At 61.0% G+C, this 16,099-nt stretch carries 20 protein-coding genes; 11 read left to right on the top strand and 9 right to left on the bottom strand.

The window, feature by feature from the left end; all coding sequences use genetic code 11:
- The first annotated feature begins 15 nt into the window (after positions 1-15).
- Positions 16-657: a C40 family peptidase gene (locus ACM530_RS11810; protein WP_145158570.1), complete on the top strand. Its 642-nt coding sequence runs from the start codon at positions 16-18 to the stop codon at positions 655-657.
- Positions 658-797: 140 nt separating this feature from the next.
- On the opposite strand, the gene ACM530_RS11805 is transcribed toward ACM530_RS11810, so the two are convergent.
- On the bottom strand, positions 798-1,832 hold the full coding sequence (locus ACM530_RS11805; RefSeq protein WP_416364824.1) for a type IV pilus twitching motility protein PilT: 1,035 nt from the start codon (positions 1,830-1,832) through the stop codon (positions 798-800).
- A gap of 57 nt (positions 1,833-1,889) precedes the next feature.
- On the opposite strand from ACM530_RS11805, the gene ACM530_RS11800 reads away from it, so the two are divergent.
- The 9 genes from ACM530_RS11800 (at position 1,890) to ACM530_RS11760 (ending at position 8,610) form a co-directional block, all read left to right on the top strand.
- Positions 1,890-2,576: a YggS family pyridoxal phosphate-dependent enzyme gene (locus ACM530_RS11800; RefSeq protein ID WP_416364823.1), complete on the top strand. Its 687-nt coding sequence runs from the start codon at positions 1,890-1,892 to the stop codon at positions 2,574-2,576.
- 33 nt (positions 2,577-2,609) lie between these two features.
- Positions 2,610-3,428: a pyrroline-5-carboxylate reductase gene (gene proC / locus ACM530_RS11795; RefSeq protein ID WP_416364822.1), complete on the top strand. Its 819-nt coding sequence runs from the start codon at positions 2,610-2,612 to the stop codon at positions 3,426-3,428.
- 35 nt (positions 3,429-3,463) lie between these two features.
- A complete protein-coding gene (locus ACM530_RS11790; RefSeq protein WP_145157732.1) occupies positions 3,464-4,051 on the top strand; it encodes a YggT family protein in 588 nt (195 codons plus the stop codon).
- Between the two features lie 202 nt (positions 4,052-4,253).
- Positions 4,254-5,393: a homoserine O-succinyltransferase MetX gene (gene metX, locus ACM530_RS11785; protein WP_416364821.1), complete on the top strand. Its 1,140-nt coding sequence runs from the start codon at positions 4,254-4,256 to the stop codon at positions 5,391-5,393.
- Positions 5,394-5,400: 7 nt separating this feature from the next.
- A complete protein-coding gene (gene metW, locus ACM530_RS11780; protein WP_003213768.1) occupies positions 5,401-6,021 on the top strand; it encodes a methionine biosynthesis protein MetW in 621 nt (206 codons plus the stop codon).
- Between the two features lie 21 nt (positions 6,022-6,042).
- On the top strand, positions 6,043-6,477 hold the full coding sequence (locus ACM530_RS11775) for a DUF4426 domain-containing protein (protein ID WP_106575685.1): 435 nt from the start codon (positions 6,043-6,045) through the stop codon (positions 6,475-6,477).
- A complete protein-coding gene (rdgB, locus tag ACM530_RS11770) occupies positions 6,474-7,070 on the top strand; it encodes an RdgB/HAM1 family non-canonical purine NTP pyrophosphatase (protein ID WP_049711104.1) in 597 nt (198 codons plus the stop codon). The genes ACM530_RS11775 and rdgB overlap by 4 nt, the downstream gene beginning before the upstream one ends.
- The gene (hemW, locus tag ACM530_RS11765) at positions 7,067-8,269 is read left to right on the top strand and encodes a radical SAM family heme chaperone HemW (protein WP_416364820.1); all 1,203 of its coding nucleotides are present in this window, start codon (positions 7,067-7,069) and stop codon (positions 8,267-8,269) included. The genes rdgB and hemW overlap by 4 nt, the downstream gene beginning before the upstream one ends.
- A gap of 17 nt (positions 8,270-8,286) precedes the next feature.
- The gene (locus ACM530_RS11760) at positions 8,287-8,610 is read left to right on the top strand and encodes a DUF3392 domain-containing protein (protein ID WP_016972961.1); all 324 of its coding nucleotides are present in this window, start codon (positions 8,287-8,289) and stop codon (positions 8,608-8,610) included.
- 139 nt (positions 8,611-8,749) lie between these two features.
- Here ACM530_RS11760 and trmB read toward each other — a convergent pair whose 3' ends face one another.
- The 4 genes from trmB to ACM530_RS11740 all read right to left on the bottom strand — a co-directional run bounded on the left by trmB (position 8,750) and on the right by ACM530_RS11740 (position 10,994).
- Complete coding sequence (gene trmB, locus ACM530_RS11755) at positions 8,750-9,475, bottom strand: tRNA (guanosine(46)-N7)-methyltransferase TrmB (RefSeq protein WP_060753471.1); 726 nt, start codon at positions 9,473-9,475, stop codon at positions 8,750-8,752.
- Positions 9,476-9,484: 9 nt separating this feature from the next.
- Positions 9,485-10,279 carry a thiazole synthase gene (locus ACM530_RS11750; protein WP_017530960.1) on the bottom strand — a complete coding sequence of 265 codons (795 nt, stop codon included), beginning with the start codon at positions 10,277-10,279 and terminating at the stop codon, positions 9,485-9,487.
- A 65-nt stretch (positions 10,280-10,344) separates the two neighbouring features.
- On the bottom strand, positions 10,345-10,545 hold the full coding sequence (gene thiS / locus ACM530_RS11745) for a sulfur carrier protein ThiS (RefSeq protein ID WP_015886354.1): 201 nt from the start codon (positions 10,543-10,545) through the stop codon (positions 10,345-10,347).
- 71 nt (positions 10,546-10,616) lie between these two features.
- Positions 10,617-10,994, bottom strand: coding sequence for a DUF423 domain-containing protein (locus ACM530_RS11740; RefSeq protein ID WP_106575688.1), 378 nt, complete (start codon positions 10,992-10,994; stop codon positions 10,617-10,619).
- 74 nt (positions 10,995-11,068) lie between these two features.
- Between ACM530_RS11740 and mtgA the strand changes: the two genes are divergently transcribed.
- A complete protein-coding gene (gene mtgA / locus ACM530_RS11735; protein ID WP_145157741.1) occupies positions 11,069-11,791 on the top strand; it encodes a monofunctional biosynthetic peptidoglycan transglycosylase in 723 nt (240 codons plus the stop codon).
- Between the two features lie 192 nt (positions 11,792-11,983).
- Here mtgA and rpoH read toward each other — a convergent pair whose 3' ends face one another.
- The 4 genes from rpoH to ftsY form a co-directional block, all read right to left on the bottom strand.
- Positions 11,984-12,838 carry an RNA polymerase sigma factor RpoH gene (rpoH, locus tag ACM530_RS11730; protein WP_003176698.1) on the bottom strand — a complete coding sequence of 285 codons (855 nt, stop codon included), beginning with the start codon at positions 12,836-12,838 and terminating at the stop codon, positions 11,984-11,986.
- Between the two features lie 129 nt (positions 12,839-12,967).
- On the bottom strand, positions 12,968-13,990 hold the full coding sequence (gene ftsX, locus ACM530_RS11725; protein WP_083356291.1) for a permease-like cell division protein FtsX: 1,023 nt from the start codon (positions 13,988-13,990) through the stop codon (positions 12,968-12,970).
- Complete coding sequence (ftsE, locus tag ACM530_RS11720; protein ID WP_003213784.1) at positions 13,987-14,658, bottom strand: cell division ATP-binding protein FtsE; 672 nt, start codon at positions 14,656-14,658, stop codon at positions 13,987-13,989. The genes ftsX and ftsE overlap by 4 nt, the downstream gene beginning before the upstream one ends.
- Positions 14,655-16,091: a signal recognition particle-docking protein FtsY gene (ftsY, locus tag ACM530_RS11715; RefSeq protein WP_416364817.1), complete on the bottom strand. Its 1,437-nt coding sequence runs from the start codon at positions 16,089-16,091 to the stop codon at positions 14,655-14,657. Before ftsY ends, ftsE begins: the two co-directional genes overlap by 4 nt.
- Between the last annotated feature and the right edge of the window lie 8 nt (positions 16,092-16,099).

Here is a 16,099-nt window from a genome sequence, read left to right as displayed (position 1 = left end):
AAAGAGCCACGCCTAATGCGACCATTTTTCAAGACATGGCTAACCATCTGCCTATTAATGCCACTGGCCGCCCACGCCACCAATCGTGAGCAACGTCTTCCTAACGTTAACGGTTTCACCCCTAAAGTTCACAGCACACCAGGCACCGCCAAATCGGTAAAGCTGACCGTCAACCGCCCGACTCAACTGAGCAAGGCCCACCACGGTAAAGTAACGCCCGGCCTGATGGCAGTTAACACCAAACAAAGCAGCAACGTCCTCAGCCGCGCGGTTAATGTGCTCGGTACTCCTTATCGTTGGGGCGGCAGCAGCCCAAGTAAAGGGTTCGACTGCAGTGGTTTGGTGAAATATGCGTTTAATGACGTCAAAGCGGTGGATTTGCCACGCACCTCCAACGCCATGGCCGCCGGTCACGGGCTGAAGGTTGATCGTAAGGACCTGAAACCGGGCGACCTGTTGTTCTTCAAATTGAAGAGCCGCCAGGTCAACCACGTTGCCATCTACCTGGGCAACGACCGCTTTATCCACGCACCGCGTCGTGGCAAGTCGGTCAGCATCGACACGTTGAAAAAGCCGTTCTGGGACAAGAACTACGTGATTGCCAAACGGGTTCTGCCGAAAGAGCAGAACAACAACCTGCGGGTTGTGCAGCGCTGATTTCAGTCTGATATGCGGTAACCAATGTGGGAGCGGGCTTGCTCGCGAATGCGTTAGATCAGTCAACTAAGAGGGTGACTGACACTGCGCATTCGCGAGCAAGCCCGCTCCCACATTTGATTTTCATTGCCCGCAAGACCTCAGATGTCCCCAGGCACCCTCGCCTGCCCCCGCGCATCTTCCCGGCTGATCAGCCCCTCGCTGACCAACGCCTTCAAGCTCATGTCCAACGTTTTCATCCCCAGCGCCCCACCGGTCTGGATCGCCGAGACCATCTGCGCCACTTTGTCTTCACGGATCAGGTTACGAATAGCCGGTGTACCCAGCATGATTTCGTGAGCCGCCACCCGCCCACCGCCAATCTTCTTGACCAGCACTTGCGACACCACCGCCTGCAACGACTCCGACAGCATCGAGCGCACCATGGGCTTTTCCGCTGCCGGGAACACGTCCACCAGCCGGTCCACGCTCTTTGCGGCCGAGGTGGTGTGCAAGGTGCCAAATACCAGGTGCCCGGTCTCAGCGGCCGTCAGCGCCAGGCGGATGGTCTCAAGGTCGCGCAACTCGCCCACCAGAATCACATCCGGGTCTTCACGCAGCGCCGAACGCAGCGCCGCCGAAAAGCTGTGGGTATCGCGGTGCACCTGACGCTGGTTGATCAAGGCCATTTTCGGCCTGTGGATAAATTCGATGGGGTCTTCGAGGGTGAGGATGTGCTGGCGCCGATGCCCGTTAAGGTAGTCGATCATCGCCGCCAAAGTGGTGGATTTGCCCGACCCGGTCGGCCCGGTGACCAGCACCAGGCCGCACGGCAGTTGCGCGATACGCTGGAACACCGCCCCCAGCCCGAGGCGTTCAAGGCTCTGCACTTCGGCGGGAATGGTGCGAAACACCGCCCCCATGCCGCGATCCTGTTGAAATACATTCACCCGGAACCGCGCCACGCTCGGCAGTTCGAAGGCAAAATCGGTTTCAAGAGATGTTTCGAAATCCTTTTGTTGGTAGCGGTTGAGCAAAGGGCTCAATAACTCCGCAACTTGCGGGGGCGTGAGCACCGGGCCCTCCAGCGGCCAGACCTCGCCATCGACACGCAGCATCGGTGCCAGGCCGGCCGACAAATGCAGGTCGGAGGCGCCACGGCGCACGCTGGCCGTCAGCAATTCAGTGATATCCATAGGGCTTTCCATTTCCAGTAGAATGCCGCGGACTCCATATCCACGGGTGCATCTTGAATGTCGACGATAGCAGACAACATTGGCCTGGTTAGCGAGCGGATCCGCGCCGCGGCCCACGCAGTGCAACGTGACGAAAACAGCATCCACCTGCTGGCCGTGAGCAAGACCAAACCCGCGCAAGCCGTGCGCGAGGCCTACGCCGCCGGGATGCACGATTTTGGCGAGAACTACCTGCAGGAAGCCTTGGGCAAACAGGCGCAATTAACCGACCTGCCCTTGAGTTGGCACTTCATTGGCCCCATTCAATCGAACAAGACTCGTGCGATCGCCGAGAACTTCGCTTGGGTACATTCCGTGGATCGCTTGAAAATCGCTCAACGCCTGTCCGAACAACGCCCGGTCGACCTGCCGCCGCTGAACATCTGCATTCAGGTCAACGTCAGTGGCGAAGCCAGCAAATCCGGCTGTACGCCCGCCGACTTGCCGGCCCTGGCCCATGCGATCAGCGCCTTGCCGCGCCTGAAACTGCGCGGCTTGATGGCGATTCCCGAGCCGACTGAAGATCGCGCCGCGCAAGATGCGGCATTCGCAGCGGTGAGAGACCTGCAAGCCAGCCTGAATCTGGCGCTGGACACACTTTCCATGGGCATGAGCCACGACCTCGAGTCGGCCATCGCCCAAGGCGCCACCTGGGTGCGGATCGGTACCGCCCTGTTTGGCGCCCGCGACTACGGCCAGCCGTGAAATGGCTGACTTTCCTCTGAATAAGGACCTGTCATGAGCAACACGCGTATTGCCTTTATCGGCGCCGGTAACATGGCGGCCAGCCTGATCGGCGGCCTGCGGGCCAAGGGCCTGCAAGCCCAGCAGATCCGCGCCAGCGACCCGGGCGCCGACACCCGCGCTCGCGTCAGCAGCGAGCATGGCATTGAAACCTTTGCTGACAACGCCGAGGCCATCCAGGGTGTCGACGTGATCGTGCTGGCGGTGAAACCGCAGGCCATGAAGGCCGTGTGCGAAAGCCTGCGCCCGAGCCTGCAGCCACACCAACTGGTGGTCTCCATCGCTGCCGGCATCACCTGCGCCAGCATGAACAACTGGCTCGGTGAACAGCCGATCGTGCGCTGCATGCCCAACACCCCGGCGCTGCTGCGCAAGGGCGTGAGCGGCCTGTACGCCACCGCCGAAGTGACGGCCGAGCAACGCGATCAGGCGCAAGAACTGTTGTCCGCCGTCGGCATCGCCGTGTGGCTGGAGCAAGAGCAGCAACTGGACGCGGTCACCGCCGTGTCCGGCAGCGGCCCGGCGTACTTCTTTCTGTTGATCGAAGCCATGACCGCCGCCGGCGTGAAGCTGGGCCTGCCCCACGAAGTGGCTGAGCAACTGGCCGAACAGACAGCCCTGGGCGCCGCCAACATGGCCGCCGACAGCGACGTGGACGCCGCCGAACTGCGCCGCCGTGTAACGTCGCCGGGTGGCACCACGCAAGCGGCCATTGAATCGTTCCAGGCCGGTGGCTTTGAAGCCCTGGTGGAAAAAGCCCTGGGTGCCGCGGCACATCGTTCGGCCGAGATGGCCGAGCAACTGGGCAAATAGTCGTCCCCTGCAACTGGACCCGATAGGAAACAAACATGCTCGGAATCAATGACGCTGCCATTTTCATCATCCAGACCTTGGGCAGCCTGTACCTGCTGATCGTGCTGATGCGCTTTATCCTGCAACTGGTGCGGGCGAACTTCTACAACCCGCTCTGCCAGTTCGTGGTGAAAGCCACCCAACCGCTGCTCAAACCGCTGCGCCGCGTGATCCCAAGCCTGTTCGGCCTGGACATGTCGTCGCTGGTGCTGGCGCTGCTGCTGCAGATTTTGCTGTTTATGGTGATCCTGATGCTCAACGGCTATCAGGCCTTCACCCCGCTGCTGTTGCCATGGGGCCTGATCGGTATCTTCTCGCTGTTTTTGAAGATCATCTTCTGGTCGATGATCATCAGCGTGATCCTCTCGTGGGTCGCACCCGGCAGCCGTAGCCCTGGCGCGGAGCTGGTAGCCCAGATCACCGAGCCGGTGCTGGCGCCGTTCCGTCGGTTGATCCCGAACCTGGGCGGCCTGGATATCTCGCCGATCTTCGCGTTTATCGCGATCCAGCTGCTGCAAAGCTGGGTGATCCCGCGCCTGGCCTACTACGCGTTCATGCCTAAAGAACTGTTCGGCCTGATTTGAAACGCGGATAAGTGTGGGAGCGGGCTTGCTCGCGAATGCAGTCGATCAGTCGATATTTTCGCTGACTGACACACCGTATTCGCAAGCAAGCCCGCTCCCACATTTTGTATCCGCGTACTGAATTGACTCCGTGCAGGCCTTTGCTTGCCGCTGGGTGCAGCGGTCTTTAGACTTACGCCTCATTTAAACGAGAGCAGGGTCGATGCCAGCTGCCTTCCCCCCCGATTCTGTTGGACTGGTCGTGCCCCAAGTGGCGCACTTCAGCGAACCGCTGGCCCTGGCCTGCGGCCGTTCGCTGCCGGCCTATGACCTGATCTACGAAACCTACGGCCAGCTGAACGCCACGGCGAGCAACGCCGTGCTGATCTGCCACGCCCTGTCCGGCCATCATCACGCCGCCGGTTTCCACAGTGCCGACGAGCGCAAGCCTGGCTGGTGGGACAGCTGCATCGGCCCCGGCAAGCCCATCGACACCAACAAATTCTTTGTGGTCAGCCTGAACAACCTCGGCGGCTGCAACGGTTCCACCGGCCCGAGCAGCCTCAACCCGGAAACCGGCAAACCGTTCGGCGCGGATTTCCCGGTGCTGACCGTGGAAGACTGGGTGCACAGCCAGGCGCGTCTGGCTGACCTGCTGGGCATCGGCCAATGGGCCGCGGTGATCGGCGGCAGCCTGGGCGGCATGCAAGCGCTGCAATGGACCATCACCTACCCGGACCGCGTGCGCCATTGCCTGGCCATCGCTTCGGCGCCGAAACTGTCGGCGCAGAACATTGCCTTCAACGAGGTGGCCCGCCAGGCCATCCTCACCGACCCCGAGTTCCACGGCGGTTCGTTCCAGGAAGCGGGCGTGATCCCCAAGCGTGGCTTGATGCTGGCGCGGATGGTCGGGCACATCACTTACCTGTCCGATGACTCCATGGGCGAGAAATTCGGCCGTGGCCTCAAGAGCGAAAAGCTCAACTACGACTTCCACAGCGTCGAGTTCCAGGTCGAAAGTTACCTGCGCTATCAGGGCGAAGAGTTTTCCGGGCGTTTCGACGCCAACACTTACCTGCTGATGACCAAGGCGCTGGACTACTTCGACCCGGCCGCCAACTTCAACGACGACCTGGCGAATACCTTTGAGGGCGCCACCGCCAAGTTCTGCGTGATGTCGTTCACCACCGACTGGCGCTTCTCGCCGGCCCGCTCACGTGAACTGGTGGATGCGCTGATGGCCGCCAAGAAAGACGTCTGCTACCTGGAGATCGATGCTCCGCAAGGCCATGACGCCTTCCTGATTCCGATCCCGCGCTACCTGCAGGCTTTCAGCAATTACATGAACCGCATAACTCTGTGAGAACGCCATGAGAGCCGACCTGGAAATCATCCAAGACTGGATCCCCGCCGGCAGCCGCGTGCTCGACCTCGGTTGCGGTGATGGCGAACTGCTGAGCTGGCTGCGCGACAACAAGCAAGTCACCGGCTACGGCCTGGAAAATGACCCGGACAACATTGCCCAGTGCGTGGCCAAGGGCATCAACGTGATCGAGCAGGACCTGGACAAGGGCCTGGGCAACTTTGCCAGCAACAGCTTCGACATCGTGGTGATGACCCAGGCTCTGCAAGCCGTGCACTACCCGGACCGCATTCTCGACGAAATGCTGCGTGTGGGCCGCCAGTGCATCATCACCTTTCCCAACTTCGGCCACTGGCGCTGCCGCTGGTACCTGGCCACCAAGGGCCGCATGCCGGTGTCGGACTTCCTGCCGTACACGTGGTACAACACCCCGAACATCCACTTCTGCACCTTCGAAGACTTCGAAGCCTTGTGCGGAGAGCGTGAGGCCAAAGTCATCAACCGCCTTGCCGTCGATCAACAGCATCGCCACGGCTGGGCGAGTAAGCTATGGCCCAATCTGTTGGGCGAAATCGGGATCTACCGCGTCAGCAGTCCTGGCCTCACAGACCATCAAATTGCCGTCTAACCATTTTCAAGGAGGACGAACATGAGTCGTTTGGCTGTATTTCTACTCACCGCGTGCCTGGGCGTCAGCGCCATGGCGGCGGATGCCATCGATGGTAATCGCCAGAAAGAATTCGGCGATATCACGGTGCATTACAACACCCTGACTACGAGCTTCCTGACGCCGGAAATGGCTCAGGAAGCCGGGATCGTACGCAGCAAAGAGCTGGGCATGATCAATGTGTTCGTGAACAAGGGCGTCGAACCGATCGACGCAACCGTCACCGGCACGATCAAAGACCTGGGCGGCAAGAGCGAAATGCTCACGTTCAAGAAAATCATCCAGAACGGCTCCACGCTGTACGTTGCCCAGTACGCGGTGCCACAGCAGGAAACCAAGATTTTCACCATCAATGTTGAAACCGGCGGCAAAGCCCACGGCTTCCAATTCAACCAAGAACTGTTTCCGGCCGACTGATGAACCTCACACAACTCGTACTGGCCAGCCATAACGCCGGCAAACTCAAAGAGCTCCAGGCGATGCTCGGTGATTCCGTGCAACTGCGCTCGATCGGCGAGTTCAGCCAGGTCGAGCCGGAAGAAACCGGCCTGTCGTTTGTCGAAAACGCGATCCTCAAGGCCCGCAACGCCGCGCGTATCTCCGGTTTGCCGGCGTTGGCGGATGATTCGGGCCTGGCGGTGGACTTCCTGGGCGGAGCGCCTGGCATTTATTCGGCGCGGTATGCCGACGGCAAGGGCGACGCGGCCAACAACGCCAAGTTGCTGGACGCCCTCAAGGACGTGCCGGACGCGATGCGCGGCGCGCAGTTCGTCTGTGTGCTGGCGCTGGTGCGGCATGCCGATGACCCGCTGCCGATCCTCTGCGAAGGCCTGTGGCATGGGCGCATCCTGCATGCGGCCAGTGGCGAGCACGGGTTTGGCTACGATCCGCTGTTCTGGGTGCCGGAGCGTAATGTTTCCAGCGCCGAACTGAGCCCGGCCGACAAGAACCAGATCAGCCACCGCGCCCGCGCAATGGATTTGCTGCGCCAACGCCTGAGCCTGAAATGACCCAGAACACCTCTGCGCCGCCGCTGATCCACGGCGGCGCGCAAACGCCTCGGGCGGCCCTGCCGCACCTGCCGCCCTTGGCGCTGTACATCCACATTCCGTGGTGTGTGCGCAAATGCCCGTATTGCGACTTCAACTCCCACACCGCCAGCAAGGTGCTGCCGGAAGACGAGTATGTAGACGCGTTGCTGGCTGACCTTGATCAAGACCTGCACGCGGTTTACGGCCGCGAACTCAGCTCGATCTTCTTCGGTGGCGGTACGCCCAGCCTGTTCAGCGCCGCTGCACTGGGCCGTTTGCTCAAGGGCGTGGAAGCACGCATCCCGTTTGCCGGCGACATCGAAATCACCCTGGAAGCCAACCCCGGGACCTTCGAGCAAGAGAAGTTCGTGGCCTACCGCGCGCTGGGCATCAATCGCCTGTCCATCGGCATCCAGAGTTTCCAGCAGGAGAAGCTCGAAGCCCTGGGCCGCATTCACAACGGTGACGAAGCCGTGCGCGCCGCCGGCATGGCGCGCCAGGCCGGGTTTGATAACTTCAACCTGGACCTGATGCATGGCTTGCCCAATCAATCCCTGGACGACGCCCTGAGCGACTTGCGCCAGGCCATCGCCCTCAAGCCGACGCACTTGTCGTGGTACCAGCTGACCCTGGAACCCAACACCGTGTTCTGGAACCAGCCGCCCGTGCTGCCGGAAGACGACACGCTGTGGGACATTCAGGAGGCCGGTCAGGCGCTGCTGGCCGAACACGGTTACGCGCAATATGAAGTCTCGGCGTATGCCCAACCGGGCCGCCCGGCGCGGCACAATCTGAATTACTGGAGCTTTGGCGATTTTATCGGCATCGGCGCCGGCGCCCATGGCAAGCTCAGCCACCCGGACGGGCGCATCGTGCGCACCTGGAAGACGCGAGCCCCCAAGGACTACCTCAACCCGGCCAAAAGCTTTCAGGCCGGGGCGAAAGAACTGACCCATGAAGAGCTTCCATTCGAGTTCCTCATGAACGCGTTGCGGCTCACCGAAGGCGTCGACGCCAAGCTCTACGCCGAACGCACCGGCCTTGATCTGGCGAGCCTTGACGAGGGCCGCCGTGAGGCAGAACAAAGTGGCTTAATGCAGGTCGAACCGTCACGCCTGGCGGCGACCGACCGCGGGCAACTCTTTCTCAATGACCTGTTGCAGAAGTTTTTGAGCTGACGCTCTAAGGAATTCGAATGGATTTGGTACTCGACCTGCTCGCCACCGTATCCCGCTGGAGCCGTAGCAACCTGTCGGAAATCTCTCTGGCTCTTGTCGGCTGCTTGCTGGTGTTGTTCGGCGCCGATATCAAAGGCTGGGTCGAGGCCCGCCTGGGCAGCATCGCGGGCGCATTGCGCGTTCCCTTAATGGCGCTGGTGTGCATGATCGGCAGCGGTGCGGCGTTGATCTACGCCACGCCATGGATTGTGCGGGGGTTGAGCCAGTTCAATAACTACAGCCTGGCGCCGGTGCTGGTGGTGGTGCTGGTGTTGATTGGGGTTGTGGCAGACCGTCGCTGAACCCGAAGCCAACACAAAACCAAATGTGGGAGCTGGCTTGCCTGCGATGCACACACCTCGGTGTATCAGTGATACCCAGGTGATGCTATCGCAGGCAAGCCAGCTCCCACATTGGATTGCATTTCAGATGTGCAGCTAATTAAGCCAGCTTCTCGAACTTCAAATCCCAAACGCCATGCCCCAACCGCTCGCCGCGGCGCTCGAACTTGGTGATCGGACGCTCAGCCGGGCGTGGCACGCATTTGCCGTCTTCGGCCAGGTTGCGATAGCCAGGGGCGACGTTCATCACTTCCAGCATGTACTCGGCGTACGGTTCCCAGTCGGTCGCCATGTGCAGGATGCCACCGACTTTAAGCTTGCTGCGCACCAGCTCCGCGAACGAAGCTTGCACGATGCGACGCTTGTGGTGACGGGCTTTGTGCCACGGGTCCGGGAAGAACAGCATCAGGCGATCGAGGCTGTTGTCGGCGATGCAGCGGTTGAGCACTTCAATCGCGTCGCAGTCGTAGACCCGCAGGTTGGTCAGGCCTTGGGTCAGCACGCCGTTGAGCAACGCGCCGACACCCGGACGGTGTACTTCCACACCGATGAAGTCCTGCTCCGGCGAGGCCGCGGCCATTTCCAGCAAGGAGTGACCCATGCCGAAACCGATTTCCAGGGAGCGCGGGGCCGAACGGCCAAACACCTGGTCGTAGTCCACTGGCGCGTCGGCCAATGGCAGGACGAACAGCGGCGTGCCCTGCTCCAGGCCCTTTTGCTGGCCTTCGGTCATACGGCCCGCGCGCATCACAAAGCTCTTGATGCGGCGGTGCTTGGACTCGTCGCCCTCTTCCACGGTGTTCGGCGTTTCGTTTGATTCAGTCATCAATAGCTCTTACTTGATCAGACCATCCAGCGGCGAAGAGGCGCTGGCATAGAGTTTTTTCGGCATACGGCCGGCGAGGTAGGCCAGGCGGCCCGCGACGATCGCATGGTTCATGGCTTGCGCCATCATGATCGGCTGCTGGGCATGCGCGATGGCCGAGTTCATCAGCACCGCATCGCAACCCAGCTCCATGGCAATGGTAGCGTCGGAGGCCGTGCCTACGCCCGCGTCCACCAGCACCGGAATCTTGGCTTCTTCGAGGATGATCTGCAGGTTGTACGGGTTGCAGATACCCAGGCCGGAACCGATCAGACCGGCCAGCGGCATTACCGCAATGCAGCCGATTTCTGCCAGCTGGCGGGCAATGATCGGGTCATCGCTGGTGTAAACCATCACGTCGAAGCCTTCCTTGACCAGCGTTTCGGCGGCCTTCAGGGTTTCGATCACGTTGGGGAACAGGGTCTTCTGATCGGCCAGTACTTCCAGCTTCACCAGGTTGTGGCCGTCGAGCAGCTCGCGAGCCAGGCGGCACGTGCGCACCGCTTCAATCGCGTCGTAGCACCCGGCGGTGTTCGGCAAGAAGGTGTAGCGGTCCGGCGACAGCACTTCGAGCAGGTTCGGCTCGCCCTCGATCTGGCCGAGGTTGGTGCGGCGCACGGCGAAGGTAACGATCTCGGCGCCCGAGGCTTCGATGGCCAGGCGGGTTTCTTCCATGTCGCGGTACTTGCCGGTGCCGACCAGCAGACGGGACTGGTAGGTACGACCGGCCAGAACGAAGGGCTTGTCGCTACGAACGATGCTCATGGGAAATCCTCGAGGTGGGATGAGGTTCTGCAGAATGCGGGTTGGCGCGCTGGCGCGCCGGGCGACTAGCCGCCGCCGATGGCATGGACCACTTCGACCTGATCACCTTCGGTGAGCGCGGTCTCGGCGTGCAGGCTACGCGGGACGATATCCAGGTTGAGCTCCACTGCGACACGACGCCCGGTCAAGTCCAGACGGGTCAGCAGGGCCGCAACGGTTTCACCGTCGGGCAGTTCAAAGGATTCGCCATTCAACTGAATGCGCATGCCACGGGCCGCCATCGTTTTTAGGGGCCAGCATTCTAGCCCGATTGGCGTTGTCGGCCCAAGCCCCTCGGTCAGATGACCTGCAGGCGCCATGCGGTGAGGCCAAGAAAGAACCAGCCCAACAGGAATGCCAGCCCGCCAAACGGCGTAATGATGCCGAGTTTGCTGATACCGGTCAGGGTCAGCGCATACAAGCTGCCGGAAAACAGCAGGATACCGACGGTAAACGAGATGCCCGCCCAGCTGACCAGCCGGCCAGGAATGTGCGCGGCCAGCAGCGCCACGCCGAACAGCGCCAGGGCGTGCACCAGTTGGTACGTCACGCCGGTATGGAAGATCGCCAGGTACTCGGCGCTCAAGCGGTTTTTCAGGGCATGAGCCGCAAAAGCACCGAGGGCAACGCCGGTGAAGCCGAAAAAGGCAGCCAGCATCAGAAAGCTACGCAGCATGAGGAACTCCAGTCAGACTCAAAGGGCCGGGTCTGTATAATGGCCCGCTCAACGGGTTCGGCCAAGCCATCTCTATGCTGCGTCTCCTCTTCAAGCGTTTTCTCAAAGTCGTGAAATGGTTTGCCATCGGCAGTGTGCTGCTGGTGTTGCTGTTTCGCGTCGTGCCGCCACCGTTCACCGCATTGATGGTGGAGCGCAAGGTCGAATCCTGGGTCGACGGTGAGCCGATTGACCTGCAACGCACGTGGGTGGCGTGGGACGAGATCTCCGACGACCTTAAAGTGGCGGTGATGGCCGGTGAAGACCAGCGCTTCCCGCAGCATTGGGGCTTCGACTTTGACGCGATTCAAGCGGCGCTGCTGCACAACGAACGCGGCGGCTCGATTCGCGGCGCCAGCACGTTGAGCCAGCAAGTGTCGAAAAACCTGTTTCTGTGGACCGGCCGCAGCTATTTGCGCAAAGGCCTGGAGGCCTGGTTTACCGCGCTGACTGAGGTGCTGTGGCCCAAGCAGCGAATTCTTGAGGTGTACCTCAACAGCGTCGAATGGGATGAAGGTGTGTTTGGCGCCGAAGCGGCGGCCCGGCATCACTTTGGCGTGAGCGCCAAGGGGCTTTCCCGTCAGCAGGCCAGTTACTTGGCGGCGGTGTTGCCCAACCCTCGGGTGTGGAGCGCCAGTCATCCAACCGCCTATGTGGCGCGACGGGCGGCGTGGATTCGCCAGCAGATGAGCCAGTTGGGTGGCGATAGTTATCTGGTCGAACTGAACAATTCGCGCAAGGCACCCTGGGCTGACTGACACAACACAACCCCCGTGGGAGCTGGCTTGCCTGCGATAGCGAAATGTCAGTTTGCAGAGAGGCTGGCTGACAGGGCCTCATCGCAGGCAAGCCAGCTCCCACAGAGAACCGCACTGGATATCGGATTTTCGACTCCAAACAAAAATGCCCCGATCTTTCGATCGGGGCATTTTTTTGCCTGTTCGCAGCGTTTAGGCGGCGATGGACAGTTTCAGCTTGTTCATCGCGCTTTTCTCAAGCTGACGAATCCGCTCGGCCGACACGTTGTACTTCTGCGCCAGGTCGTGCAGCGTGGCTTTTTCTTCTGCCAGCCAGCGCTGGTAGAGGATGTCACGGCTACGGTCGTCCAACACTTCCAGCGCTTCGTGCAGGTTGTGGTTGGAGTTGTCGCTCCAGTCGGCATCTTCCAGTTGACGCGCCGGGTCGTACCGGTGGTCTTCCAGATAGTTGGCCGGCGACTGGAAGGCGCTGTCGTCGTCCGCTTCGGCGGCCGGGTCGAACGCCATGTCATGGCCGGTCAGGCGGCTTTCCATCTCGCGCACTTCACGGGGCTCCACACCGAGGCTTTCGGCCACACGGTGGACTTCCTCGTTATTCAGCCACGCCAGGCGTTTCTTCTGGCTGCGCAGGTTGAAGAACAGTTTGCGCTGGGCCTTGGTGGTCGCGACTTTCACGATGCGCCAGTTGCGCAGGATGAACTCGTGAATTTCCGCCTTGATCCAGTGCACAGCAAACGACACCAGACGCACACCCATTTCAGGGTTGAAGCGTTTTACAGCCTTCATGAGGCCAACGTTGCCTTCCTGGATCAGGTCAGCCTGGGCCAGACCGTAGCCGCTATAGCTACGGGCGATATGTACGACAAAGCGCAGGTGGGCGAGCACCATCTGCCGAGCCGCCCCCAAATCCTGCTCATAGTAGAGACTCTCGGCCAGTTCACGCTCCTGCTCGGGCGTCAGCAAAGGAATGCTGTTAACCGTGTGCACATAGGCCTCCAGGTTCGCACCCGGGACCAGAGCATAAGCAGGTTGCAAAGAAGTGGTCATACGAAAAAACCTCCGACTCACATAACTCGTGCAGTTCAGCACTGCGAAAATTGACCGGGAACCGTAGGACAAGTTCCCTAAACCACTGATACGGTCAATACAAACGAAACCACATTAATCTGACATTAACTACTTTGGCGCCAGCTCACGTAAGTGACGAGCGACCGCAATCCACGCACCGATATACCCCAACAATACCGCGCCAAGCAAGAGTGACAGCCCATCGGCGACCGGCACGCCGGCCAGGGCAAAATCGCTGCCGTACAAGCCAGCAAGCCCGACTACCGCGTCGTTCAGCCAGTCAAGGCCAAAAGCCAGCACGCCCCAGGACAAAATCCCGGCACCAAAGCCATAAAGCGCGCCCATGTACAGAAAAGGACGACGCACATAGCTGTCCGTGCCGCCGACCAGTTTAATCACTTCTATCTCGGTGCGACGGTTTTCAATATGAAGACGAATGGTATTACCTATCACCAAAAGTAATGCAGACACCAACAGCACCGTCAGGCCGAACACAAAGCGGTCGCCCAGCTTGAGAATCGCGGCAAGACGCTCTACCCAGACTAGATCAAGTTGCGCCTGTTGTACCTTCGGCATCTCTGCGAGTTTTTGTCGCAAGGCCTCCAGCGCCGGCTTGTCGACTTCATTAGGCGTCACCAGCACCACACCCGGCAGCGGGTTTTGCGGCAACTCTTTAAGCGCCTCACCCAGGCCGGATTGCTGCTGGAACTCCTCAAGCGCCTGATCGCGGCTGATGTACTCGGCGTCCGCCACACCCGGCAGGTTCTTGATGTCATCGCGCAAGCTCTCGCCGTCTTTCGCGCTGGCGTCGAGGTTCAGGTACAGCGAAATCTGCGCCGCACGCTGCCAGGAACCACCCAGGCGCTCGACATTATTAAGCAGCAGCGACAAACCCATCGGCAGGCTCAGCGCCACGGCCATCACCAGGCAGGTGAAAAAGCTGCCGATGGGCTGCTTGCCCAGGCGGCGCAGGCTGTCGAGCAGGCTGGCGCGATGGCTTTCGATCCAGGCGCGCAGCAGCGTGCTGAAATCCGGGCCATCGTCTTCGTCGCGTTTTTTCTTCTGCGGCTGCGGGTCGGCGGCTTTAGGCGCCACACGCTCGGACACTTTAGGGCTGCGTGTTGCACTCATACGCCGGCCTCCCCATCGCCGATCAGACGGCCGCGTTGCAGGGTCAGCATGCGGTGGCGCATGCGCGCGATCAGCGCCAGGTCGTGACTGGCGATCAGCACGCTGGTGCCCAGGCGATTGATATCTTCGAATACACCCATGATCTCGGCCGCCAGGCGCGGGTCGAGGTTACCGGTAGGTTCGTCCGCCAACAGCAAGGCCGGGCGGTGAACAATGGCGCGGGCGATGCCGACGCGCTGTTGCTGGCCGGTGGACAGGTCGCCCGGATACAGGTCGGTCTTGTCCGACAGCGCCACGCGCTCAAGGGCCGAGTCCACCCGCTTGACGATTTCGGCCTTGGACAGCCCGAGAATCTGCAACGGCAGCGCAATGTTGTTGAACACGGTGCGATCAAACAGCAACTGGTGATTCTGGAACACCACGCCAATCTGACGGCGCAGGAACGGAATCTGTGCATTGCTGATGGTGGCCAGGTCCTGACCCGCCAGCAGCAACTTGCCGGTGGTCGGGCGCTCCATGGCCAGCAGCAGTCGCAGCAGCGTACTTTTGCCCGCGCCCGAATGACCGGTTACAAACAAGAATTCGCCGCGACGCACTCGAAAGCTCAGCTCATGCAAGCCCACATGCCCGTTGGCGTAGCGTTTACCGACCTGTTCGAATCGAATCATGAACGCTCCCGCTCGGCGAAAAGTGCCTGTACAAAGGGTTCGGCTTCAAAGGTGCGCAGGTCGTCGATGCCTTCACCGACGCCGATGTAACGAATCGGCAACCCGAACTGTTTGGCCAGAGCAAAGATCACGCCGCCCTTGGCCGTGCCGTCGAGCTTAGTCAATGCCAGGCCGGTGAGTTGCACCGTCTGGTTGAACTGTTTGGCCTGGCTGATGGCGTTCTGGCCGGTGCCGGCGTCAAGCACCAGCAACACTTCGTGCGGCGCATCGGCGTCGAGCTTGCTGATGACGCGGCGGACCTTTTTCAACTCTTCCATCAAGTTGTCTTTGGTGTGCAGACGACCGGCGGTATCGGCAATCAATACGTCAATGTTACGGGCCTTGGCGGCTTGCACGGCATCGAAGATGACGGACGCGGAGTCGGCGCCGGTGTGCTGGGCGATGACCGGAATTTTGTTGCGCTCACCCCAAACCTGCAGCTGCTCCACGGCGGCGGCGCGGAAGGTGTCGCCGGCGGCGAGCATGACTTTCTTGCCTTCCGACTGCAGCTTCTTGGCCAACTTGCCGATGGTAGTAGTTTTGCCGGCGCCGTTGACACCGACCACCAGAATCACGAACGGCTTGTTCGGCGTGATCACCAGCGGCGCTTCCACGGGCTTGAGCATCGCAGCCAGTTCAGCCTGCAGCGATTTGTAGAGCGCGTCGGCGTCGGTCAGCTGTTTGCGCGCAACCTTCTGCGTCAGGCTCTGGATGATCACCGCAGTGGCTTCGACGCCCACGTCGGCGGTCAACAGGCGGGTTTCGATATCTTCCAGCAACTCGTCATCAATGACCTTCTTGCCCAGGAACAGGCTGGCCATGCCTTCGCCGATGCTCGCGCTGGTTTTGCTCAGACCCTGCTTGAGGCGGGCAAAGAAGCCGGTTTTGCTGGTTTCAGCGGCAGGGGCGACGGGCTCCGGTGCAACGGGTGGCTCGATCACGGCAGGCGCGGCAACGACGACAGGAGCTGGCGCTGGCTCAACCACTGCCGGCGCAGGCGTTTGGATGACGGCTGGCGCCTCGACCACAACGGCCACCGGCTCGACCACGACCGGAATCGGCGGCGTCACGTGCTCAGCCTGCACATCCTCGACCAGTGCCACAGGCTCCTCGGCAACCGGCAGCTCAAGCCACGGCTTGTGTTCAGGCTGAGGCTCGGGTTCCGGCACCTCCTCAACCACCGGCTGCAACACCGGCTCGGCCATCGGCAACACCACCGGCGCCGGGATTTCAGCGACCGGTTCGGCGTCAACTATAGGTTCGGGAATCGGCTCAGGCTGAACCTGTGGCTGTTCGACGACGGTTTCCTGCGGCTTTTTGCGCAGCCATCCGAACAGGCCTTTTTTCTCGCCAGCCGCAGCTGGGCTCTTCTTGTCGTCGTTGGAACCAAACATGGAGGACG

The sequence above is a fragment of the Pseudomonas sp. NFX183 genome (assembly GCF_047943075.1).
Classification (GTDB): Bacteria; Pseudomonadota; Gammaproteobacteria; order Pseudomonadales; family Pseudomonadaceae; genus Aquipseudomonas.
Note: the sequence above shows the minus strand (reverse complement) of the source record. Positions and strands in the feature narration are given on the sequence as shown.